The organism is Streptomyces lydicus (genome assembly GCF_004125265.1).
Taxonomy (GTDB): Bacteria; Actinomycetota; Actinomycetes; order Streptomycetales; family Streptomycetaceae; genus Streptomyces; species Streptomyces lydicus_C.
Map to the genome: position 1 here is coordinate 4,091,400 of NZ_RDTE01000003.1, position 20,260 is coordinate 4,111,659.

Consider the following 20,260-nt stretch of genomic DNA (forward strand, 5'->3'; position numbering starts at 1 on the left):
GCAGCCGACTGTCCAGGGGTTTCGTGGTGACCGGTCAGCGGTCAGAGGTCAGCGGCGCGGTGGCCGGGTGCGCGGGTCGGAGCCGGGGCGAGCTGCCGCCGTGGGGGCCGTCCGGTTGCTGGTGCGGTCGTTGGTCGAGGTCTCGGGCTGACGGGCTCCGGCCTGCGGCTGAGGAGTCACTTCTCCCGGGTGTGCGGGGAGCTGGGCGAGGCGGCGCAGGCGCCAGACCAGGACGTCGTTCACGTCCTCGGCGGTCTCAAGTTCGCGCATGTCGATGGCCCGCTGCAGGAGCGCCTCGGGGTCGTGGCCCGCCAGCTCGGCCTGGGCAAGGGTAGCGGCCAGGGCGTCGGTCTTCGTCGTGCCGTCGGCTCGCAGCCCCTGCTGCGGCAGTGCTGCGCGGATGGTGGCCTCGTGGGTTCGGCGTACGGCTTCGGGCAGGGCGCGGCCTTGGTCGTGCAGTGCTCGCATGGGTGTGGCGGCGGCCTGGCGGTAGGCGGTTCGCAGGTGCTCGGCGGTCTGGCGGGCGGCGTGGGCCTGCTGGGCGTGGCCGCGGGCGGAGTGCCAGCGGGCGGCTGCGAGGGTGACCAGGACCAGGGTCGAGACGAGCATGGCGGTGGTGCCGCCGTCTTCGCCCCGGCCGAGTGCGCCACCGGCCTGGATGATGCCCCGGGCCGCGGCGCGGATCGCCCGGGTGTCGGCGCGCTCCGCTCGGACGTGACTGCGGGTGGCCCGCTCGAAGGCTCGGGCTGCGGCAGCCAGCTCGGCGCGGGTGGCGGCCGGGGAGGTCTGGGCGACCGCGTCCAGGAGTTCTCCGACCCCCACGAGGTGAGCTGCGGCGTTGTCGTCGTCGCTGTCGAGCAGGATGGCAGCGTGCTCGGCGATGCCGGTGGCGCTGCGTCGCTCCCGGGCGGGCGGGGACCAATCCGATCGGCCGCTGGTGGCGGCCGACGACGTCATCTGGTCGACCGTGTCGTCGGCGAGGCGGAGGCGGATCTTTGGCAGGGACAGGTCGGGGGCGAGCTTGGAGCCGGGGTACCAAACCGGTTCACCGTTGCGGTTGCGGTCGCCAGGGAGTGCGACGTTGTAGCCGATGGCATCGCCGGACGGGGCGGTCCGTACCTTCACGCGCAGCCCGGCTTCGCGGAGCCGGGTGAAGAACTCCTCTTCGGTGGCTGCTCCGGCGACGGCCTGGCGGACGGCTTCGCGGAGCGTTTCACGCGAGGGCTCGGGGCGGCCGGTGCGCTCGGCCTTGAATCGTTCGGCGCTGGTGGACGCCTGGGCGCCGGTGCCGTCGCCCGGATTGAGGCGGCGCAGTCCCCACTCCTTCTCGATGCGGCGGCATGCGGCCTGGGCCTTCTTGAAGTCGTAGTTCATCCGGGGGCGGCGCAGGTCGCCTCGGACCATGGTGGCCAGGATGTGGATGTGGTCGTCCGCGTGGCGTACCGCGATCCAGCGGCAGCCGTCCGGGTCGCCCTCGGGGGCGATCCCGGTTGCCGCGACCAGGCGTTGGGCGACGGTGTTCCATTCGGCGTCGGTCAGCATGCGGTCGCCGGGGTCGGTGCGGACCGAGCAGTGCCACACGTGCTTGGCGGGTGCGCGGTCACCTGCCTGCTTGACCCTGAGGTCGAGGGCGGCGGTGAGGCGGGTGAGGGTGGCCTTGGGGGCGGGGTCGGGGCTGGTGTCGCGGCCGGGGTCGGGGGCGAAGCCGTCCCAGCTCCCGACGAGGTGAGGATCGATGTGCTCGTCGCGTTTGCCGGGGCCGTAGAGGTAGACGAGCAGGCCGTGGGTGCGTGAGCCTCGGCGGATCTTGGGGACCATTAGAGTCGCTTCTTCACCAGGGTGTCGGCCGTGTCGTCGACGCGGGACAGCAGTCGGATCAAGGTCGCCAGGGCGTGGTCGAGTTCACCGGTGCGCGGGAGGCCGCCGCTGTTGAGGACGTGGGCGATCTGGTTGATGTTGTTGCCGATCCGGGAGAGTGCGGTGCGCAGGGCGGCCAGCTCGTCGATGGCCGTGTCGAGCTGCTCGTTGGTATGGACGGTGGTCGAACCGCGGGCGGCGGCAAGGCCGGCGGCGGAGAGGAAGCGGGCGGCGGTGACCGCGCGCTGTGCGGCAGCGGTGGTGATCTCGGTCTTCTCGGTCTGGGACAGGCGGATGGTCAGCTTGTGGGTGCGCTGGCGGGGATTGCGGGTGCGGCGGCGTGGCGTGCGGTCGGGGAACGCGCTCGGGCTCGGCGGCTCGCTCGCGGTGCGGGGTTGTGCTTCTCCCTCGGTGACCGGCGCCCCCTGGTGCCGGTTGCCCGGTTGGTCCCCGTGCGCCCTCGCTCGGGGACCAACCGGGCTTCCCCCGCCCTCCTGGGCGGGGGCAAGTGCATGCGACGGGCCGTAGGACCGTCGTATGCGACAACTTGCTCCGCCAGGAGCCGTCGTGGGCTCGCGCTGCTGTCCGGCTGGGGTGACCACCGGGTCGTTGGCGGTTGTCACCGGCTCGTCTCCGGGTCCTGCTGCTGGATTTCGCGGACGAGGTCCTCGATCCAGTCCATGGCCAGGACCGGGTGGTGCAGGGTCCAGGGGCGGCTGTGGCGCTCTCGTTGGACGGTCCAGGTGGTGTCGGGGCCGGACTGGGCGCGGTGGAGGTGGCCGCGCTGGTGCAGGACGGTCAGCCAGGAATCGACCTCGGCAGGTGTGGTCGGGCGGGTGCGCATGGGTGGTTCTCCGCTTCGTTTCGCGAGGGCGTGGGGGTGCGTGTCCGGGGCGGGTGACCGGCCGAGGTGCCGGCTCGGTCACCCGCTCCGTGGTGTCCGGTCAGGTCCGGGCGGATGTGACCGGCTGCCCGTGCTGCTCGCGGAGCTGGGCCATCAGGGCGGTCAGGGTGTCGCTGGACAGGGGGATCTGCTGACCGCGGATCGCCTGGGCGACCACCTTGCGGGTCAGCTTGTCCTCGGCCCTGACCGCTGACCGGGCGATCTCCAGCAGCTCCTCGGTGTCCGGGTCAGAGCGCCGGTCACCGGTTGTCCGGGCGTCCCGGTCAGTGACCGGCGGCGGAGTGACCGGCCGTTCGGTGACCGGCGAGGGGCTGTCCTGCTTGCCGGTGACCGGCTCGGTGGTCTCCGGGCGGTCAGTGACCGGCGGCGCGGTGTCCGGCTGTCCGGGCAGGTCAGCAGGATCGTGCGGCTGACCGTGGTGACCGGTGACCGGGTTGCTGCTGTCCGCCGGGGCACTGTCCCCGGTCAGTGACCGAGGGCTGGGGATCTGCTTGTCCAGGGACAGACGCAGCCGATCGGTCAGAGCAGTGACCGGCTGCCCGGCCGTGACCTGACCGGGCTCCGGCTGCTGACCGATCCGGTCGGCCCGGTCGGCCCGGGTGACCGCGATGCCGGCGGGCTTGCCGACCTGACCGAGGTGACCGGCCTGACCGGGGTCTTCGCGGTCACTGTCCTTGACCGGCCCTCGGGCGATGAGGATGTAGAGGTGGACCGCTCCGGCCAGCGCGAGCGGGGCGATCGTGGACAGCACCGCGACCACGGTGTCTCCGAGGCGGAGCCCGGTGTCCGTGACCGATTCCTCGTTGAGCCGCACCGCGTGCAGCGCGTTGGCCCAGATGCTGGCGGCGGTGGCCGTACCGACGAGCATCCAGACGTAGAGCCGGGCACGCAGGGGTGCGTCGCGCAGGACCATGAGGGCCCGGATGCCGTAGGCGATGAACCCGTCGATCACCAGCGGGAACAGGTAGCTGAGGAAGCCTCGGACGTGGATGGCGACAGCCATCTGCTGCAAGGCGTCCCAGCTCAGGGCGCATCCCACGCTGCCCAGGGCCATGACAACCGCGCGGTCCCAGTCGGTGATGTGCGCCGCCTTGGGCGCGCTCGCGGTGCTCACGCCGCCGTCCCGAAGTCATCGCGACCCAGGTCGCCGTTGGCCTTGAGGGACGATGTCTCCGTGTTCTGTTCCAGGCCCCGGTTGCGCTGGGCCCGGCGAAGCTCGCGGTACTTCTTCTGGGCGTGCTCCTCGGTGACCTTCAGCAGCCAGGCCAGGCGCTGCTCGGTCACCCCGTGGCGGAAGGCGGCGTAGATGACCGCGCGGCGTTCGGCTTGGGTGAGGTGGATGTCCCGCCCGGCGATCGTGTCGTTGACGCGGCTGTAGTCGAGCCGGTGGGCGAGCTTCTCGTGCAGCGGCTCACGTTCCTCCTCGGTCATGCCGCCCCGGATGCCGTGGGCGTCACCGCCTTCGAGGGCGGCGTCCAGGCAGGTGCGGCGCACCGGGCACTGGGCGCACAGTGCCTTCGCGGCGACGATCTTGTCGGTCTCGTCGGGCTCCGGGAAGAAGAGGTCGGGGTCCACCGGGTTGTACTCGGTGCTCTGGCAGACGGCGTCGTCCTGCCAGGTCTGGTCGCCGAGCGACCGGTGGCGGGCAGGGGTGATCGTCGTGGTGGTCATGCGGGGTGCTCCGATCGCTCTCCGCGCGCAGGGCGTCGGCGGAGGAGGCGCTGGTTCGTGAGGAGTAGACAGGCGGCGTGCCAAGGGCACGGTCGGCCTGCGGAAGGTCAGGCGGCGGCGCGGAAGCGTCTGCGGTCGACCGGCTCGAACTCGACGCGGGTGGTCATCTGCGCGAGCCTGCTGGCGACGCGGTCACCGAGGTAGGCCCGGAAGTCCCTGATGCTCAGGTTGGTGGTGATCAGCGTCGGGAGCTTGAGGTTGTACCGGCGGTTGATCAGCCGGTAGGTCACTTCCTCGACCCACTCGGAGGACTTGGCCGCGCCGAGGTCGTCGATGATCAGCAGCGGACAGCGGCTGACGGCGGCCAGCACCCGCTCGCTGTCGACCCCGGGCCGGGGGCGCAGGTCGGCGTACAGGTCGGCGGCAGTGGTCGCGCGCCAGCGGACGCCGATGCCTCTCTGGGCCAGCAGCCGGACCGCGCCGTACGCCTGGTGGGTTTTGCCCGCGCCGACGACCCCGGCCATCAGCAGACTGGGCCCGGTGGTGACCTGCCGCCGGGCTCCCCGGCTGGGGGCGACGGCCGCCTCGGTGACCTCACGGGCCCAGGCCAGGACCTGCGGGTGGTCGGCGACGGCGGCCTGGTAGCGCGGGGGCATCCCGGCCGACAGGGCGTCCAGCAGGGAGAACGGTTCGGGCTCGTCGACCACCGCGGCGACGGCGGCCGGGTCGATGTTGCGGGCGGCCAGGATCCGCGCCATGCGGTCCAGGGTGCCCTCGCTGCCGAGGGTCTGCGGTTCGCGGTTACGGGTGCGCATCACAGCTCCTCGGCGTAGGCGGCGGCAGCATCGACCGGGTTGGTCCACGCCTGGTGAGCGGGCACGGTATGCCGGGATCCCGGCCGCGCCAAACCGCCGGAGCGCGGGTTCATGGCGTCGTTGACCAGGCTCGGCAGCCGGGACGGATGCCCTTGGATCTCGGTGAACCGGACCAGTCCGGCCCGCACGTGCTCGGGTGCGATGCCTTCGGCGAGGAGCTTCTTGACGAGGCGTCCGAGGTGCCCGAGCACATCCCCGGGTGGACGCTCGCCGCAGGCGGCGGCGTACTCCCCGACGAGCTGCTGTGCGGAGACGGTGCCCGCGTCGGGCGCTGTGCGCCCCGTAGGGATAGAGGATCCAGGATCCAAGATCCTAGATCCAGGCGCCGAGCCCTCCCCGAGGCTTCGGGGAAGGTTCGGGGAGCCCTCGGCGAGAGCGTCCTGACCTGCGCTTTTCGAGGTTGCGCCGCTAGGGGCGTCGACCGCGCCGTCGAAGGCGTCCTGCTGGGCAGCGGGCGCGTGGTCGGCGTGGCTGCGAGGTGTCGCGGCGGGCTGCGCGGGCAGATCGAGGGTTCGGGGAGCGTTCGGCGAAGCCTCGGCGAGCCCTCGGGGAGGGGTGGGCGACTCCTCGACCCGCTTGGTGCAGGTCCCCTTGCAGGGGCCGCACCGGTCGGCACCGTGGTGCTGCGGGCAGGAGGGCAGGCGGGACTGGCTCGGCTTGTCGATCTTCTGGTGCGCGGACCAGGTCACGATGTGGAGGTAGCGGCGGCCGTCGCAGCCGGTGTACCGGCACAGGAGCCCGGCTGTGGCGAGCTGGTGGAGGTCGTCTTCGACGTGCACCGAGGTGTGCTCGGCGCGCAGCGGCCACAGCAGCCCGGCGATGATCGCGGCGTTGTCACGGTGGCGGCCGTGATCGTCGGCCTGGGTGAGCAGTCCGAAGAAGGTGCGCTCTGCCTCGACGCTCACTTCGGCGAGCGACTCGGAGACGAATGCCTCCGGCTTGATGGTTCGTATCCGCGCCATGTCAGCGGCCCCGACCGGCGGCGATCAGGTCGCTGCGCGTGAGGGTCGCGTCGGCGAGGTCGAAGGTGTGCGGCCGTGTCCAGTCCGCCTCCGGCCAGACCCGCAGGATCCAGCGGGCTGCGACCCTCGCCGTGTTCCGGCCCACCTTCAGCGTCGCCCGGCTCTCGTCCTTGACGATGGCGTGCGGGTGGGGCCACGACTGCTGAGGGTCGTTGAGGCTGACCCGGATGGTGGCCGCGCCCGGGATCATGTCGGCGAGCTGCGCGGCGAGGCGGCGGTGGCGGTCGGTGTCCGGGCAGGCGGGGGTTCCGCTCGGCATGGCGAGCATGCGATACTCCGTGTTTCGTAGGAGTGCGGTGCGGCGGTTTTCGTGCAAGAAGCCCCGCCGCCCGCGTGATGTGATTCGGCGCCCCTCGGGGTGCCGGCCCGGCGCTTGGGAGTTGGTAGCTCCCGGGCGCCGGTTTTCTTTGCTGCGCTACGTCACGGACCGTGCGCTCGCATTCGCACCACCTCCTCCTCGCCTTCCATCTGCTCGTTTCGCCCCTCCCCGGGTCGCTGCCCGGCGGGGGACGACGAACATACGTAGACACCCGCGGACAAGTCCATCCCTGGTCCTGACGCGTCGCACAGGGCTGGCGACGGCCGGTACTTGGGCAGACGTCCCGCGATCGCTCGACAACGGCTGGGTACCGAATGCATAGCGGTTCTCCGGGGCTGGCACACTTGAGGTTCGAGGCCCGATCAACAGGTGCGATACAGGAACGTACGTTAGTTGCGCAGATGTATCAAGTCCGGGGTATCGTTGCCCTAGACACCGCCCCGACGACCAGCCCGACCGCCACGCTGCAGGAGTTCATGTGCCCCCACGTCAGTTCGACGGCAGTCGCGTGCGTGCTGTCCGGCGGGGCAAGGACCTTGGTCAGAGACAGTTGGCCGCCGAGGTAGGTGTCAGCGCCCCCACTGTCGCGCGATGGGAGGGCGGCCAGGATTTCCCCAAGGGCGAGAAGCTGCCTTCGATCGCGGCGGCGCTCGGTCAGCCGCTCGATGCTCTTTTCCCCCACGACGGCCCGCCGGACCTACAGCTCCTGCGGTGCGACGCCGGCCTCAGCGTGGCGCAGGCCGCTGCGATCATCGGCACGAGCCGCGTGCCGGTGAGCAGCGCCGAGTCCGGTCGACGTAGACTCAGCGCTGCCTACGTGCAGCCCCTTGCAGAGGCGTACGGGGTGACCGAGAGCGAATTGCTGTCGGCCCAGGACTGCTCATTTGGACATCGCCACGGGGCCTCGCGTGACGAGCAGGCAACCGCACCCCGCACGGTCGGCGAAAAGATCAACTATCTCCTGGAGCACGGGTACGTGGGCCAGGAGCCGCCCTCTGACACGGAAATCGCGCAGCTCGTCAATGAGCACGCGGGTGAGGCGGCCGTTACAACCGACGACATCGTCGCCCTTCGCGAGGGTGTTGCAACCGAGGCGTCAGACGTGGTGCGTGCTGGCCTGGCTGAGGCACTGCAGGTCGACGCCGCTCTCTTCCAGGACGATGCCGAGGTCAATTCTGCGGCCCGCGAACTCCTGGAGGCGATCCGCTTCCTTGGCTCCATTCACCGAGGACAGATCCTTGGTCTTGCCGCCCGCGGCAACAGCGGGGGGTTGTCCGCTGAGATGATGGCCAACATCAACGAACTCGTCGGAGAGCTGAAGCACAAGCTGCCCGAGGTGCCGGACCCCGGGGTGCAGAACGGGGAGTGACGGCACCCGCGAGCTTGCGCATCCGAGACGTTTCCGCTCTGCCGACTTCGCGGCTGATGCGCGTCCGCGCGTGGAGCGGGTCGGCACAAGCTACGTCACAGCCGGACTGGTGCCGATGCAGCTAAGGGACTACGGCATCGCCCATGATGGGGCGACGCCGTAGTCCCTTAGCCCTTCCTGACCCCCGCGCCCCGATGCAGCAGAAGGACACGCGTTCCCCCTCCGCAACGTGCGGCCACCGCTGCCGCGACTGTCTGCCGAGGCGGGCGAACATCGATCGAGCGGTTGGACCACTGCGCACGGGACGCCGGGCTAAGACGCGGTGAGGTCCACGCCGAGCAGCTCGGAGAGGGTGGTTACCGTCTGCTTGGGGTCCTGGTTGTGCACCCCAGCGAGGCCGAGCTGCTCTGCTGCCTGCACGTACGCTTCGGTGTCGTCGACAAAGATGCACTCCTCTGCCGGCAGGTCCATGAGCTTGAGCGTGATCTCGAAAAGGTTCGGGTCAGGCTTGCGCATGAGGTGCTGCTCGGAGATCACCACGACGTCGTACAGCTTCTCAAGCTCGTACCCCTGGTACAGGTCCCACGGGGCGAGCCCCACGGAGTTTGACAGAATGCCCACCTTGATACCGGCTCGGCGCGCCGCAGCGGCGGCGTCGATCAGCAGCGGCTCAGGACGAAGGTCACCGAAAATGCGGCCCATGAGGTTGTCGGGTGACACGCCCAACATCTTGCCGGCGAACTCGTTCCACTCCGTCTGAGAGACCGCTCCGCGCTCAAGGTCGCTGGTGATCCGGACGCCGGCGTCGTCCTTGTACAGGGCCGTGAGGCAAGCACCCTGCGGAAGTCCCTCGCGCTGCTCGAAGGCGAGCACTGCAGGCAGCAGCGGGGTGGTGAGCACGCCTCCGAAATCGAGGATGAGGCCGGTGCGGCGATTGGACATGCGGGAACTCCATTGCTGAGATTTCGGACGTCCATCCAGACCGGACAGCGTCACGAACCCGGCTGCATACGGCGACGACAAAGCCAGGATCCACTTATCATTTGCGGGGCGGAGCAAAGGCAATACGTCCGCCAGCCCCACGGTACCAGTCCGGTTCGTGCCGCCGATGGTGCCGAATCTCACCCGAAATTCCATCACTCAAGATCAATATTTCGGTTGGTACCGCGCTCCAGGCAAGCGGCTTACTGCAAGCTACTGATCCAATTCAGATTCCACTCGTGCGGAGTGCAGGAGAAGTCCCTTCGCCTGCTCCGCGGTGATGGTCGAGTAAGCCGTGCTGACTCGTGCTAGCCACGCCGCTTCACTGTCGGTGTCAACAAACGGCTTGCCCCTCAGGGGGGCGGCGGCCTGCGGATGGAATGGTGCGGCGTCAGCGGCTTGGAGTGCCGCCTTAATCCAATACGCCTCTGCGGCCGGCTCAGGGTCGGAGTGTGAGGCGGTAGCGTCTTCTGCGGCGAACATCAGGTTTCGTGGAGCGTAATGGCGCAGCTTCTCGCAAGCATCGGCAATATCCTGAGTCCATCGGTCCAGGCGGACGTCGATGGGGACGCGTATGTGCATGAGTTCCGCGATGCGCCGTCCGGCTGGGTACAGGCTCGTCCCGGGAAAAGCCTCCACGAGGTCAAACCAGAGTGGATAAGTCCTGTAGAGAGTTCGCCATGACTTCCACCGAGCCACTGCCGCGCGGGTGGTGGGAATGCTCGCCCCTACGGCAACGAACAGGAAGAGCAGGTCCATCCATATCTGTGTGACATCCACAAGGAACTGAACTGTGGAGAGTCTCAGAGGGAAGGCCACCGCAACCCAGAGGATGGCAATACGGGCCACTGTATGGGCCAGCCCCATCCACATCGAAATCCCCATCAAACCCAGACCGACGCGCATGCTCGTGCTCTCGGCCTGCCGCCCTGCCCTCGTCCACTGGTAGCCGCAAACTGCGGTTGTGACAAGCGGGAAGAAGTAGAAGACGGTCATGTAGACCGCGACTCCCCATTCTCCAGCGTGATCGATGAGAAAATTTTCGCTTGGGGTTCTGCGGTCCACCACGGTGAAGAATAGGACCGTGAGGAGAGTGACGCCTATCGCCCCTGCCTTATACGATGCACGGGCAATCCAGCGGGAGACCGCGACGTGCCGGGGTACGACTACCTCCGTGCTCTTCCCGTAGCTGGTGGCCACGTACGTCAGAGCTGCCATGATCGCTGCGGTACTGGCAAAGTGCCTGAGTAGGGCGCTCAGGTCCACCACGGGAATGCGATCTAGGGCATCCATCGCCGCCGGCGTGTAGAGACACAGGGCTACGGCGAATCCCGCATAGCCGCCCCAGAGCGCCCTACGATGAGAGTCACCGTACCGAACTGCAGGGAATCGCCAGATGGCGATAATGGTCATCACTGCTGCAGTGAGGTATTGAAAGTAATCGAACACGGGAACCAGTGGGTGTCCATTCGGGCTGCACATTTCGCCGAACCGCAAGATCGGTTGAGTGCAGACTTGATTGCCAGTAAGCGGGCCATGCGGCACGACGGAAGCCGAAAGGATGGAAATGTAACCTAGGCGCTCGTCAAGTGCTCGCGGCTAGATCCGACGCCGCGGTGGAGCAACTGGGTGGGCAAGCGAATTCTCCAGGAGGCTCACCATGTCATCTCCTGTGATCGACTGACGGCGCGCCAATCGCTTTATCAGCGAGGCCGAAAGCTCGGCTTGCTTTTCCTCGGGGCTGTCAAAATCGACGCGACCTTGGACCAGAGTCGACGGGAAACGTCGAAGGACTTCCTGGCGAATCCGTTCAGGGACGTACCGCTCGATCTCAGCAGCCGTCAAGGAGGTCCCGTGATCCAGCCATTCGTGCGCAAGCTCATGGAGAATGATGTGCTCGGTTTGATTTCGACTTGAACGGCGCCGATAGAGAATGATCGTGAACTCCGGTGCTTTGACCCGAAGACCGCAAGCAGTGCCCAGCCCTCCGTCGTGGTCATCCAGCGGAACTAGCCGAATCTGGCGCCCCAACACCTCTTCCATATTCCGCACCAGAGCCTCGACGCTAAAAGGGGCGGGGATAGGGAGGCCGACGAGTAGTTTCTCGCATTCCTTCACGAAGGCGCGCCGTGAAGGGTCTCGACGCCAACGCATAGTCGCTCCCTAGAATTTCCACTGAGGTTCGCCGCCAGCTCCGTCCCGATACTCGTACGCGAGGCGCTGGTAGCCAGGAGCTTGCACTAGAGGTACACGGCGGTTAGCCACCCTACAAGGAGGAAATCATGATCCACATGGGAGGGTCATGTAGCGAAGTTCACCCAAGTGTGCTCGACCACAATTGGATGCCAAGATCGAAATTGCGCGACGGACTTAATTGATCTTCGAATGCCCCTGAGGTCGGGGCACCTGTCTTGTCAGGTCCATTTCGGTTGCTGCGGGGCGGGGAGCCTACAGAGGCGCGGAAGGGAGAGGGCCTTAACGGACCCCACCTTCGTTGTTCAGTCCCCGCACCCGAGCGCGCTATCTGTGATCCGGAGCGCTGTCCGAACCCGAACGAACTGGGTTTCGGCCGGAGTCCCACTCGCCGAGGCAGCAGGCACCCCTCACGGCCGGGCGGCGATGATGGCCTCCGTGCGGATCACCTCGTCGAACTGTCCGGACGGGGCGAAGGCGAGCAATGCTGCGCGCAGGTCCTGCTCGAAGGCGTTCTTCTTCCCACCGAGCTGGGCCGGGCTGGAGTAGGAGAGGCTGAAGGTCCAGCCGATGACGTCGTCCACGGTGCGGGTCAAGGTGTGGTCCCAGCGCGCGGTGTCGACCTGGGAGAACGGGGAGCGGGCGAGGACGTCCTGGTGGCGATCCTTGGGGTGGGAATAGGTGCCAGAGCCGGCGCGGCGCTCGGGGCCGAGGTAGCGGGTGCGGACCAGGTCGACGACCTGCCGCCAGGGGGCGGGGTCGAGGTCGCCGGGGGCGCCGCCGGAGGCGAGGACGATTGCTCCGCCCGGCTTGATGAGCTGGTCGAGGTGCTGAGCTACCCGGTCGCGGTCCATCCAGTGGTACGCCGCGCCCATGACGGTGAGCAGCACGGGCCCGACGTCCATGGCTGGGAGGTTGGTGGAGTCGCCCTCGTGCCAGTCGATGTTGGTGATGTTGTGCTCGGCGGCCAGGCGTCGGCCTTCTTCGAGCATGCCCTTCTCGGGGTCGACGGCGATGACCTCGCCGACAAGTGGGGCGAGGTCGAGGGCGATGATGCCGGGGCCGGCGCCGAGGTCGAGGACACGCTGGGTGCCGTCCAGGCTGAAGCGGTCGGCAAGCAGGGTGTAGAACTCCGGCGCGTAACGGGGCCGGAAGCGCGCGTAGTACGGCGCGGTGGACGCGAACAGCTCTTCGGGCGTGTACGAGGGGTTGGAGGAGGTCATCGGACCAGTCTTTCGCGGGGTGTGGTCAGGGGGCAGGTGGTCGGTCAACGAGCGGAGGCGGCATTCAGGTGCTCCCACCAGGCGGTCAGGGGGCGGGCACCAGAGCCTTCGCGGGCGACGGAGCCATCGGGGTGGCGGTCACGGGCGCCGAGGAGCTGCCGTTCAACGTGATCAAGGCCCGGCCTGTCGAGAAGGCCAGGGGCGGGGTCGTCGACCGCGTTGAGCCACCGGAAGCCGTACTGCATCATCACGGCCAGCCGGGTGCGGCCGGAGCGGTTGAGGCCGCCGGCGTGCCAGGTGCGGTTCTCGAAGAGGACCACGTCGTGGGGGCCAATGTCCGGGGTGATCGCGCCGGGCGGGTCGATGTCTCCCTGGGGGACGGTGACGAGGCCGGTGCGAGTGTGGCTGCCGGGCACGAACATGGTGAGCCCGGCGTCCGGGCCCGGGTCGGTGAGGACGTACGCCACCTTGATCGCCAGACGAGGCGTCTGCTCAATGCCGAGGTCGGCCGCAGTGGAGGACATGTCGCGGTGCCAGCCATGCCTGGCCGGGACGCGGATGGTGCGCTCCTCGTCGGGGAGCGACGGCATGGCAATCAGGTTGCTCGACAGCAGGTAGAGGTTGGGGCTGAGCAGGCCGACGAGCGTGGGCAGCACGGCCGGGTTGGCGAGGAGCGGCAGGAAGGCGTCGTCGAGGGCAACGGCGCCACGGAAGCCATCCTTGCCGTCGACCGAGCGGTCCCGGCCCGCGGTCCGGTCGGTGGCCAGGAGCCGTACGGCGGCCTCGGCCGCGCGGTCGCGGACTTCAGGGGCAAGGGCATCGCGCAGGATGAGCAGGCCGTCGCGGTCGAAGGCGGCCAACTGCTCCGGGTCGGGTGCGGACGGGATGGTCATCGCGACTCCTTGAGCATTGACAGCGCCTGGTCTGTCAGCGCGGCGGCGGACATGCCGCAGTGCTCCAGCAGGTCGGCAGACGGCAGCGGGCGCCCGGGATCGCGGTAGCCGACTACGTGGAAGAAGCGGGCAGCTTCGCCCCGGGCTGCGAGCAAGGCCCGTACGGCCGGGGCTTGCGTGACGGTGGCCAGCAGCACGGGAACGCCATTCGGGAACATGCGGTCGAAGGCGCCATCGGGCAGCGCGGCGGGCCAGATACCCGGAGCACCGAGGGCGGTTAGGTCGTTGACGTGCACGTAGCGGATGCGCGCGCCCGGATGGACGTCCGCGAGTTGGCTAGCGGCGGCGGACAGCTCTCGGGCCGCGACGTCCCCGGCAGAGGCGAGGACGATCTCCGGGTTATCGGATCCGGCAGTGCTCAGGTGGGGCCAGATCGCGGCGCCGTTGGTCAGCTCCTCGCGGAGGGTGTCCGGCGGGAACGTGAGCGTGTGGTGCTTGTCGGCGATCAGGAAGTTCGCCTGGCCTCGGCCTGCGAGCATGACCACGAGGACGGTGGCCGCGCGGGTGGCGTCCGCCGGGGTGTAGATATGCACGGTGGGGTTCTGCGTCTCCAGCATCGCGGAGACGAGTCCGGGGTTCTGATGGGTGTAGGTGTTGCGCCATCCCAGCGAGGTGATCAAGTAGTTGATGTTCGGCATCCCGCCGACCCCGGTCGCGGTACGCGCGCTGCGGTGCTTGAGGTGCTGGACGAGCAGGCTGGTGTTGACCGCAGCGAACGCCTCGTAGGTGCAAAGCAGCGCGTCCCGGCCGGTCTCGGTGTAGCCCTGCAGCCAGGCGTGGCAGATCTCTTCGTTGAGGATCTCGCTCGCCCACGGTGGCATCCCGCCGCCTTCGGCCAGGCTTAGCCGGTTGGAGGCGGCCTCGTCCGGGCTGAACAACCTGAAGGCGCCGCCGGCGGCGCGCTCGCGGATCACGGCGCTGACCAGCGGCCACGCCTCGGCTCCCCGAACTGCGAGCGGCGCCACCGGCGGCGCCGGGCTGGGACGGGGTGCCGGGTGCGGTAGAGCCTGCCGCACGAGTTCACAAGGCTGCCCATGCTCGGTGAACAGCTCGACCGGCTCGTACGAGGCCAGCCACGCGACCAGGGCGTCGAACTCCTCCGGAGTGCGGCGCGGGTCGGCCAACGGGGTCTTGTGGACGGCCGGGGTCCCGGCGATCCGGCGGCCGGCGACCTGCTCGGGGCCGGTCGCGCCCTTGGGCATGGTCAGGACGAGTACCGGTTGCGGGCGGAGGTCCCCGAGTGGCCGCAACCGCGCGAATACCTCGCTCAGGACCTGCCGGAAGTCGGCCGCGTCGGAGCCGTCGTGGAGGAACGGCTCGTATCCCAGGCCGGTGAAGTACGCGCGCAGCTCGTCCTCGTCGAGTCCGGCCAGCAGCGAGGGGCCGCCCATCCGCAGGCCGTTGGCCAGCACAACGGGTAGCACCGCGCCGTGCAGTCCGGACCCGAACAGTGCGCGCCGGGCCGTCCACGCGGCCGAGGCGGCGCCGGTTTCCAGCTCCCCGTCGCCGAGCAACGTGACCGCCAAACGGCGCGGGGCGTCCAGGACCATGCCCTGGGCGACGGCGAGCGCCGGCCCGAGCTGGCCGCCGGTGTATCGCACGCCGGGGATGAGCGGCGTGATCTCGCCGCCGTAGGCTCGAGTGTGGGGGAAGCCCGCGGCGAGCGCGTGTATGTCGGCGGCGGACCATCCGGGGCCGTTTCCGGTCAGGGTGAGGTTCTTGGTCAGGTAAGCGTGGGCGAGCGCGGAGGGCCCGGCGTGCCCCGCGCCGTGGACAACCAGGACCTCACTGCCCGGGGGCCGCCACGCGGTAAGCGGCCCGAGGTGCGCGAGCATCCAGTTCACTGGGGGGCAGACCCCCCAGTGGCCGCTCGGCGCCTCCTTCACGTCCTCCGTCCGCAACGGCCGGACGGGCAGCACATTGTCGTTCAGGTACAGCTCCGCTGTACACAGGTAGTTCAAAGCCCGCCACGCGGCCGAGACAGCCGCCTCCGGTACCCGGGCCACGGCATGTTCAAGTGCCTGGCCCCAGTCGGGGAAATCCTCCGTGCCCGTGGCAGCCAGCCCGGGGAGCAGGGCGGTGTCCGTCATCTCGCCGTCCCCTTCTGTGCGGCGACCGCGTCCACGGCGGCGGTGATCCGCCCAGTCCGGATCTCCGGGGTGCCAGCCTCTGTGACCAGGTGGAGGATCTGCGCCTGCTCGTGGGCTGGTAGCGCCGTCCAGTCCAGTCCGGCCCGCTCCAGGGCGGCGGCCAGGTCCTCGGGCACACTGCGAGGGGTTCGATCCCTCACGCCCTGGACAGTCAGCGGCACGCCGGTCACTCCGTCGGCGACCGCCACGTACGGCACCGCGGCCTGACGACGCAGCGCGTAGGCAACGACGGTCTTGGCGCTGCCTGTGGGGAAGCCGATGCGAAGCCGGGTGCCTCGTTGGCCGACCGGTCCGCGGCAGGGCAGCAGCAAGAAGTCCCGGCCGCCGATCCGCTCCGGTCGAGCCACCACGTGCACGATGTCGGAGGCGGTGGGCAGTGGGAGCAGGACAAGCGGTTCCGGCCCCGCCGGGTCGGAGGCGGTTGGCTGGAGGGGTCTGGTAACGGCAATGATGCCGCCCTCGCCGCCGCCGGCGCGCCTCGCTGCCTTGTGCATGAACAGGGCGCGGTCGACGGTCGCAAGCAAGGTATCGGTGAAGGCGTGCCTCCAGCCCCGCTCCCGCTCGGCGGGCAGGTCGTCGGCGGTGACGAACATCAGGGCGAAGGAGACCGTCACTGGCAGGGCGGAGCCGAGCCGGTCACGCAGGCCCCCGAGGGCTCGGTGGAAACGACCAACGTCGTCCACGACTGCAGCGATGATCACCTCGTCGCCACCGAAGGTCGCCGCGCAGCCGGAGTCGAAGGGCTGCTCGCGGAACCACGCGCGGGTCGTGGCCCCCACGGTCGCCATGACCTCGTTGCCCGCCAGGTGCCCGTAGGAGGCCGGGTTGGTGGAGTTCGTCCGCTCCACGTGGTTCTTCAGCCCGTCCACGTCACCAATGGACAGCGCCACCAGCCTCCCCTCGGAAAGCGCGGTGACCAGACAGCGCGGGATGTGGCTGTGGAAGTCGGGGAAGGCCACTAACCCGGTGACCGCGTCCTCGCGGCTGCCCTCACACCAGGTACGCAGCGGCATCTGGCTGGGGTCGAACAGCGGTACCGACGACGTGAGCTGGGCGCGGGCGGGGGATGTTGCCGGGCGAGATGTACGGGACGGCTCCATCAGCCGGCCACCTCCGATGTGATCGTCCTCGCCGCCGCCCGGGTGGGCAGCAGCAGTGGGAAGGTGTTGAGGGAGTGCAAGCGCAGCGTGGTCGTGGCCGCCATCAGCGGCGCTGTCGTGTGGTGCCGGTCCACCCAGGCCGTGTGCCAGCCAGCCGCTGCGGCCCCGCGCACGTCCGCGCCAACCGAGTCGCCGACATGCAGCAGTTCCTCGGGCCGCATCCCGCTGGCCTGCTCGACAGCGGCGAACGCCTCCGGCTCCGGCTTGATCGCTCCGGTGCGGGCCGAGTAGAAGACGCCATCCAGCAGCTCGCGGAAGACGGCGGGTTCCTGATCGGGCACCGAGGAGCCAAGCGCGTTGGTCATGGCGTACAGGGCGAAGCCTCGCACCCGCAGGGTGGCCAGCATGTCTGGCACGTCCGGGTACAACTGCGGGTGCTCGGCCCGTCTCCGAGCCCGCTCCAACACCTCGGTAAGCGGGGCGGCCAGCTCGGGTCGGCTGAAGCTGGCCGCGAGATCGTGAGCCAAGCCCTGAGGGGTGACCAGACATCTCTTGGCGCCCTTGCCCATCAGGGCGCGGGCCTCCTCCAAGGAGATGCCCAGGACCTCGGCGACCTGGCCGGTCGTCGCCACCACTTCCGGGCGCACCAGCGTGCCGCCCATGTCGAAGCAGACCGCCCGCACCCCGGACCACATCGCCCGGCCGCTCACGACCCGATCTCCCACGCCGGGAGCGGCGAGGATGTCACCGGCAGCGGGGCGAGCCCCACCCCGGGGTCGGAAGGCAGCGTCCCCGCCTCGACGATGGCCGGCTCGGTGAACACCTGCTGCCGCAGCGGCTCCAGCGTCAGGTGCCACTCCACCGCCGGAATCTTGTCCCGGCAGCACACCCCGGCCAGCGCGAGCGCGGCCCACAGCCGGTCGCCGTGCGGGAAGGTCGCCATCCCCAGATCGGCGGCGACCTCGGTGAGGTGCAGGGAACGAGCCAGTCCGCCCGACCATCCCGGGTCGGTCTGCCACACGTCCACCGTCCCGCCGGCCAGCAGTCGCATCTGCTCGTGCTCGTCGACCGCGTGCTCACCGGCCGCCATCGGCACCCCGGCACCGGCCGCCCGCACACGGCTCCAGGCGAAGCCGCCCGGCTCCAGCAGCTCCTCGGCAAACGCGACCTGGGCATCGGCCAGTACGGGCAGTAGGGCGAGGGCCTCGTCCAGACGGCATCGGCGCAGACCGTCAATCATGAACGGGCCGTCGCCCGCCGCCGCGCGCAGCGCCCCCAGCACCCGGCCGACGACCCTCGGGCCCTGGCGCAGTAGTTCCTTGGTGAGGGGCCATTTCTGTCCCCAGAATTCCTGCTCGGCGATCCACGCCGCCGCCTTCACCGCCTCCGGGTGAGCCGGGTCCAGGCCGAGCGCGGATGCGTACACCGGCACCCGTGCCCGCACCGTGCCGCCCAACAGCTCAGGCACCGACCGGCCCGAGGCCCGCGACGCCAGATCCCAGCACGCCAGCTCGACCGCCGAGACGGCTTGCCGGGCGTGCGCCCCATGCAGGTGCCGGCCCGCCCGCAGCCGGTAGGCGAGCTTGCGCGGCGCCGCCGCATCGTGCCCGACCAGCCCGTCGGCAAGGGTGTCAACGACGAGCCGCGCCACGCTCTCCCCCACGGGCGCGTGCCAGCCCGCGATCCCGTCGTCGCCTTCCCCGTCGCCGACCACCTGGACCGCGTAACGAGTCCGGTGCTCGGGCCACGAGGGCCCCGCAGGAGCCACCGCCACTGCGGCAACCGCATCCGGTAAGTCCTCCGGCAGACCCGCTGGCTGGCCGGCCACCGGCCATACCCGCACCGCCCGCACCACCGTCACGGCGTCGCTGTCCTGCCCGGCCATCAGATCCGCGCCCCGGTCAACTGCACGCCGGCAAAGGTGTACGCCCATGGCGAGCGGTAGTTCTGCCACCACTGCGGCCGCAGTCCCGTCTCCGCGAACAGCTCTTCGACCGCGCGGCGCATTTCCAGGTTCCACTCGATCGTGTCCGACCCCGGAGTCCGGTAGACGTCCATGTACGGGTTGTGCGCCTGGTAGGTCTGGAACCGTGGGAAAGCGGTAGTCACTGGTACCAGTCGCTTCAGGTTCTCGACCGCATCCTCGATGGGGTCCAGGCCCACGATGTAGGTGAAATCCGTGGTGATGCCCCGCTCCTTTGCTGCCCCGAGCGTGGCAACCATCTGGTCCACCGTCAGCGCGGCCTTGGACTGTTTGAGGATGTCCGCCCGGTTGGTAAAGCACTCCACTGTCAGCGTCAGGTGGAACGGACCGATTTCCGCGGCCCGGTCCAGGCCCTCGGCGCTGGTGAGCACCGACGACAGGAAGTGCAGGGTTCCCTCGCAGCCGGTGCTGCGCATCGCGGCGCGCACGCCCTCCAGGTGCTCCAGGGCCAGGTGCTCGTAGAGGAAGCAGCCGGTGCACACCGTGACGGTCTCCACTGCGGACAGGTCCGCCATGCCGGAGTTCGCCGCGAGGGTGGCAAAGTATCCGGGCAGGTCGAGTTCGCGGATCGCCGGGTCCGAGGCGCCTTCCAGGGTGTTCGGACAGAAAGTGCACCCGACGCACTGGCTTCGCTGATTGGAGTTCAGGGTGAGCATCTTGGTGCCGTTGCGCCAGTAGCCCAGCACGGCGTCGTCGTCCTCGATGCCGGCGACCGTACCGACCCGCTCGCCGTGCAGCCGCAGCTCACGTTCGTCAATCTCGAACGGCGAGTCGACACGCCCCAGCGAGAGGATCAGGTACGACGGATCCGTCGGCCGCGAGTCCAGCTCCAGCTGGAATCGCATTCGTGGCTTGTCCAGTGTCGACCGCGCACCGCAGCTGTTCAGGGCGACCAGCAGTACGTCCTCGGGGTTGATCTTCCATTCGCGTGCCACCACTTCCAGGTGGCTGACGGAATTGAGCATTCGTCTTCCCTCTCACTCGGTTTGCTCTGGGGCTGCCGTCCCGGCAGCGAGATGCCGACGAAGGTCAAGCAGGTCGGTCTCGCCGGAAATGACAAGGTCCGCTTAGAGGCCGTCCTGACCGAGGCGGCGGCCTCGCCTCGGTCAGGACGCCTGGAAGGCAGTGAGATCGCGGCCGCTCTCAGGCGGCGGGCTTTACCTGCGGGTAGGCACGCGCGGCCTGGCGCAGGGCCTCCGTGAACTCCTCGGCACACCCGTCGCCCTCGGCCTCCCGGACTCGGAGGTCTCCGAAATGGGACCAGTACCTCCTGCATACCTCTTTGTTCATGATCTCCGAGGCGTAGAAGGGCATTTGCCCATCGCGGATGAAGCCCAGACGGTCACGCAGGCCGACAATGCAGATGACCTGGTTGGCCTTCATCAGCCGCATGTATTCCCCGACGCTCATGTCGTCGGGCGCCCAGTCCTTCGCGAGGTCGGCATTCGTGGAGATCTGGGTCAGCCAGTCGAGCTGATTCCGTGTAAGGGCGATCTCGTTCCTCTCGACCTGGTGTCGCGCGGCCTGGCGGAGTCGGGAGACCCCGACCGCGGCGGTGGCGAAGGAGACGGCAGCGCCGGCTGTCAGCACGGCGGTGGTGAGCTTCATGGGTCAACGGTCCTTTCGCGGAGTTTGGTCACGAGGTGCATGGGGGTGGGT

20 protein-coding genes are annotated in these 20,260 nt (G+C 69.1%); 1 reads left to right on the plus strand and 19 read right to left on the minus strand.

Annotation, left to right across the window (positions count from 1 at the left end; genetic code table 11):
• Positions 1-48: 48 nt before the first annotated feature.
• The 8 genes from D9V36_RS20235 to D9V36_RS20270 all read right to left on the minus strand — a co-directional run bounded on the left by D9V36_RS20235 (position 49) and on the right by D9V36_RS20270 (position 6,597).
• On the minus strand, positions 49-1,818 hold the full coding sequence (locus tag D9V36_RS20235; RefSeq protein WP_129295022.1) for a relaxase/mobilization nuclease domain-containing protein: 1,770 nt from the start codon (positions 1,816-1,818) through the stop codon (positions 49-51).
• Complete coding sequence (locus tag D9V36_RS20240) at positions 1,818-2,480, minus strand: MobC family plasmid mobilization relaxosome protein (protein ID WP_129295023.1); 663 nt, start codon at positions 2,478-2,480, stop codon at positions 1,818-1,820. The genes D9V36_RS20235 and D9V36_RS20240 overlap by 1 nt, the downstream gene beginning before the upstream one ends.
• Positions 2,477-2,701: a hypothetical protein gene (locus D9V36_RS20245; protein ID WP_129295024.1), complete on the minus strand. Its 225-nt coding sequence runs from the start codon at positions 2,699-2,701 to the stop codon at positions 2,477-2,479. The genes D9V36_RS20240 and D9V36_RS20245 overlap by 4 nt, the downstream gene beginning before the upstream one ends.
• A gap of 100 nt (positions 2,702-2,801) precedes the next feature.
• Positions 2,802-3,875, minus strand: coding sequence for a DUF2637 domain-containing protein (locus D9V36_RS20250; protein ID WP_129295025.1), 1,074 nt, complete (start codon positions 3,873-3,875; stop codon positions 2,802-2,804).
• Positions 3,872-4,432 carry a WhiB family transcriptional regulator gene (locus D9V36_RS20255; protein ID WP_129295026.1) on the minus strand — a complete coding sequence of 187 codons (561 nt, stop codon included), beginning with the start codon at positions 4,430-4,432 and terminating at the stop codon, positions 3,872-3,874. Before D9V36_RS20255 ends, D9V36_RS20250 begins: the two co-directional genes overlap by 4 nt.
• A 107-nt stretch (positions 4,433-4,539) precedes the next feature.
• On the minus strand, positions 4,540-5,247 hold the full coding sequence (locus D9V36_RS20260; RefSeq protein ID WP_129295027.1) for an ATP-binding protein: 708 nt from the start codon (positions 5,245-5,247) through the stop codon (positions 4,540-4,542).
• A complete protein-coding gene (locus D9V36_RS20265; protein ID WP_129295028.1) occupies positions 5,247-6,269 on the minus strand; it encodes a hypothetical protein in 1,023 nt (340 codons plus the stop codon). The genes D9V36_RS20260 and D9V36_RS20265 overlap by 1 nt, the downstream gene beginning before the upstream one ends.
• 1 nt (position 6,270) lies before the next feature.
• Complete coding sequence (locus D9V36_RS20270) at positions 6,271-6,597, minus strand: transcriptional regulator (RefSeq protein WP_129295029.1); 327 nt, start codon at positions 6,595-6,597, stop codon at positions 6,271-6,273.
• Positions 6,598-7,126: 529 nt separating this feature from the next.
• On the opposite strand from D9V36_RS20270, the gene D9V36_RS20275 reads away from it, so the two are divergent.
• Entirely contained in the window at positions 7,127-8,017 is an 891-nt protein-coding gene (locus D9V36_RS20275) for a helix-turn-helix domain-containing protein (protein ID WP_129295030.1), read from the plus strand.
• 312 nt (positions 8,018-8,329) lie between these two features.
• Here D9V36_RS20275 and D9V36_RS20280 read toward each other — a convergent pair whose 3' ends face one another.
• The 11 genes from D9V36_RS20280 to D9V36_RS20330 all read right to left on the minus strand — a co-directional run bounded on the left by D9V36_RS20280 (position 8,330) and on the right by D9V36_RS20330 (position 20,209).
• On the minus strand, positions 8,330-9,142 hold the full coding sequence (locus tag D9V36_RS20280) for an HAD-IA family hydrolase (protein ID WP_241720952.1): 813 nt from the start codon (positions 9,140-9,142) through the stop codon (positions 8,330-8,332).
• A gap of 69 nt (positions 9,143-9,211) precedes the next feature.
• Positions 9,212-10,447, minus strand: coding sequence for an MAB_1171c family putative transporter (locus D9V36_RS20285; RefSeq protein ID WP_129295031.1), 1,236 nt, complete (start codon positions 10,445-10,447; stop codon positions 9,212-9,214).
• A gap of 150 nt (positions 10,448-10,597) precedes the next feature.
• Positions 10,598-11,116, minus strand: coding sequence for a hypothetical protein (locus D9V36_RS20290; RefSeq protein ID WP_129295032.1), 519 nt, complete (start codon positions 11,114-11,116; stop codon positions 10,598-10,600).
• 485 nt (positions 11,117-11,601) lie between these two features.
• Complete coding sequence (locus D9V36_RS20295) at positions 11,602-12,414, minus strand: class I SAM-dependent methyltransferase (RefSeq protein WP_129295033.1); 813 nt, start codon at positions 12,412-12,414, stop codon at positions 11,602-11,604.
• A gap of 44 nt (positions 12,415-12,458) precedes the next feature.
• Complete coding sequence (locus D9V36_RS20300) at positions 12,459-13,307, minus strand: phytanoyl-CoA dioxygenase family protein (protein WP_129295034.1); 849 nt, start codon at positions 13,305-13,307, stop codon at positions 12,459-12,461.
• Positions 13,304-15,457: a phosphoketolase gene (locus D9V36_RS20305; RefSeq protein WP_129295035.1), complete on the minus strand. Its 2,154-nt coding sequence runs from the start codon at positions 15,455-15,457 to the stop codon at positions 13,304-13,306. The genes D9V36_RS20300 and D9V36_RS20305 overlap by 4 nt, the downstream gene beginning before the upstream one ends.
• Positions 15,454-16,617 (minus strand): YdeI/OmpD-associated family protein, encoded by a 1,164-nt coding sequence (locus D9V36_RS20310; protein ID WP_129295036.1) that lies wholly within the window; start codon positions 16,615-16,617, stop codon positions 15,454-15,456. The genes D9V36_RS20305 and D9V36_RS20310 overlap by 4 nt, the downstream gene beginning before the upstream one ends.
• Positions 16,617-17,327 (minus strand): HAD family hydrolase, encoded by a 711-nt coding sequence (locus D9V36_RS20315; RefSeq protein ID WP_129295037.1) that lies wholly within the window; start codon positions 17,325-17,327, stop codon positions 16,617-16,619. The genes D9V36_RS20310 and D9V36_RS20315 overlap by 1 nt, the downstream gene beginning before the upstream one ends.
• Positions 17,324-18,502, minus strand: a complete 1,179-nt coding sequence (locus D9V36_RS20320) for an enolase C-terminal domain-like protein (RefSeq protein WP_129295038.1) — start codon at positions 18,500-18,502, stop codon at positions 17,324-17,326. Before D9V36_RS20320 ends, D9V36_RS20315 begins: the two co-directional genes overlap by 4 nt.
• Positions 18,502-19,566, minus strand: a complete 1,065-nt coding sequence (locus D9V36_RS20325; protein ID WP_129295039.1) for a radical SAM protein — start codon at positions 19,564-19,566, stop codon at positions 18,502-18,504. Before D9V36_RS20325 ends, D9V36_RS20320 begins: the two co-directional genes overlap by 1 nt.
• A gap of 178 nt (positions 19,567-19,744) precedes the next feature.
• Positions 19,745-20,209, minus strand: coding sequence for a DUF6082 family protein (locus D9V36_RS20330; protein ID WP_129295040.1), 465 nt, complete (start codon positions 20,207-20,209; stop codon positions 19,745-19,747).
• Between the last annotated feature and the right edge of the window lie 51 nt (positions 20,210-20,260).

Coding starts and splice junctions, on each gene's coding strand:
- D9V36_RS20255 (WP_129295026.1), bottom strand. CDS start 4,432: ATGACCACCACGACGATCACCCCTGCCCGCCACCGGTCGCTCGGCGAC.
- D9V36_RS20330 (WP_129295040.1), bottom strand. CDS start 20,209: ATGAAGCTCACCACCGCCGTGCTGACAGCCGGCGCTGCCGTCTCCTTC.
- D9V36_RS20305 (WP_129295035.1), bottom strand. CDS start 15,457: ATGACGGACACCGCCCTGCTCCCCGGGCTGGCTGCCACGGGCACGGAG.
- D9V36_RS20260 (WP_129295027.1), bottom strand. CDS start 5,247: ATGCGCACCCGTAACCGCGAACCGCAGACCCTCGGCAGCGAGGGCACC.
- D9V36_RS20270 (WP_129295029.1), bottom strand. CDS start 6,597: ATGCTCGCCATGCCGAGCGGAACCCCCGCCTGCCCGGACACCGACCGC.
- D9V36_RS20245 (WP_129295024.1), bottom strand. CDS start 2,701: ATGCGCACCCGCCCGACCACACCTGCCGAGGTCGATTCCTGGCTGACC.
- D9V36_RS20295 (WP_129295033.1), bottom strand. CDS start 12,414: ATGACCTCCTCCAACCCCTCGTACACGCCCGAAGAGCTGTTCGCGTCC.
- D9V36_RS20300 (WP_129295034.1), bottom strand. CDS start 13,307: ATGACCATCCCGTCCGCACCCGACCCGGAGCAGTTGGCCGCCTTCGAC.
- D9V36_RS20320 (WP_129295038.1), bottom strand. CDS start 18,502: ATGGCCGGGCAGGACAGCGACGCCGTGACGGTGGTGCGGGCGGTGCGG.
- D9V36_RS20325 (WP_129295039.1), bottom strand. CDS start 19,566: ATGCTCAATTCCGTCAGCCACCTGGAAGTGGTGGCACGCGAATGGAAG.
- D9V36_RS20265 (WP_129295028.1), bottom strand. CDS start 6,269: ATGGCGCGGATACGAACCATCAAGCCGGAGGCATTCGTCTCCGAGTCG.
- D9V36_RS20310 (WP_129295036.1), bottom strand. CDS start 16,617: ATGGAGCCGTCCCGTACATCTCGCCCGGCAACATCCCCCGCCCGCGCC.
- D9V36_RS20235 (WP_129295022.1), bottom strand. CDS start 1,818: ATGGTCCCCAAGATCCGCCGAGGCTCACGCACCCACGGCCTGCTCGTC.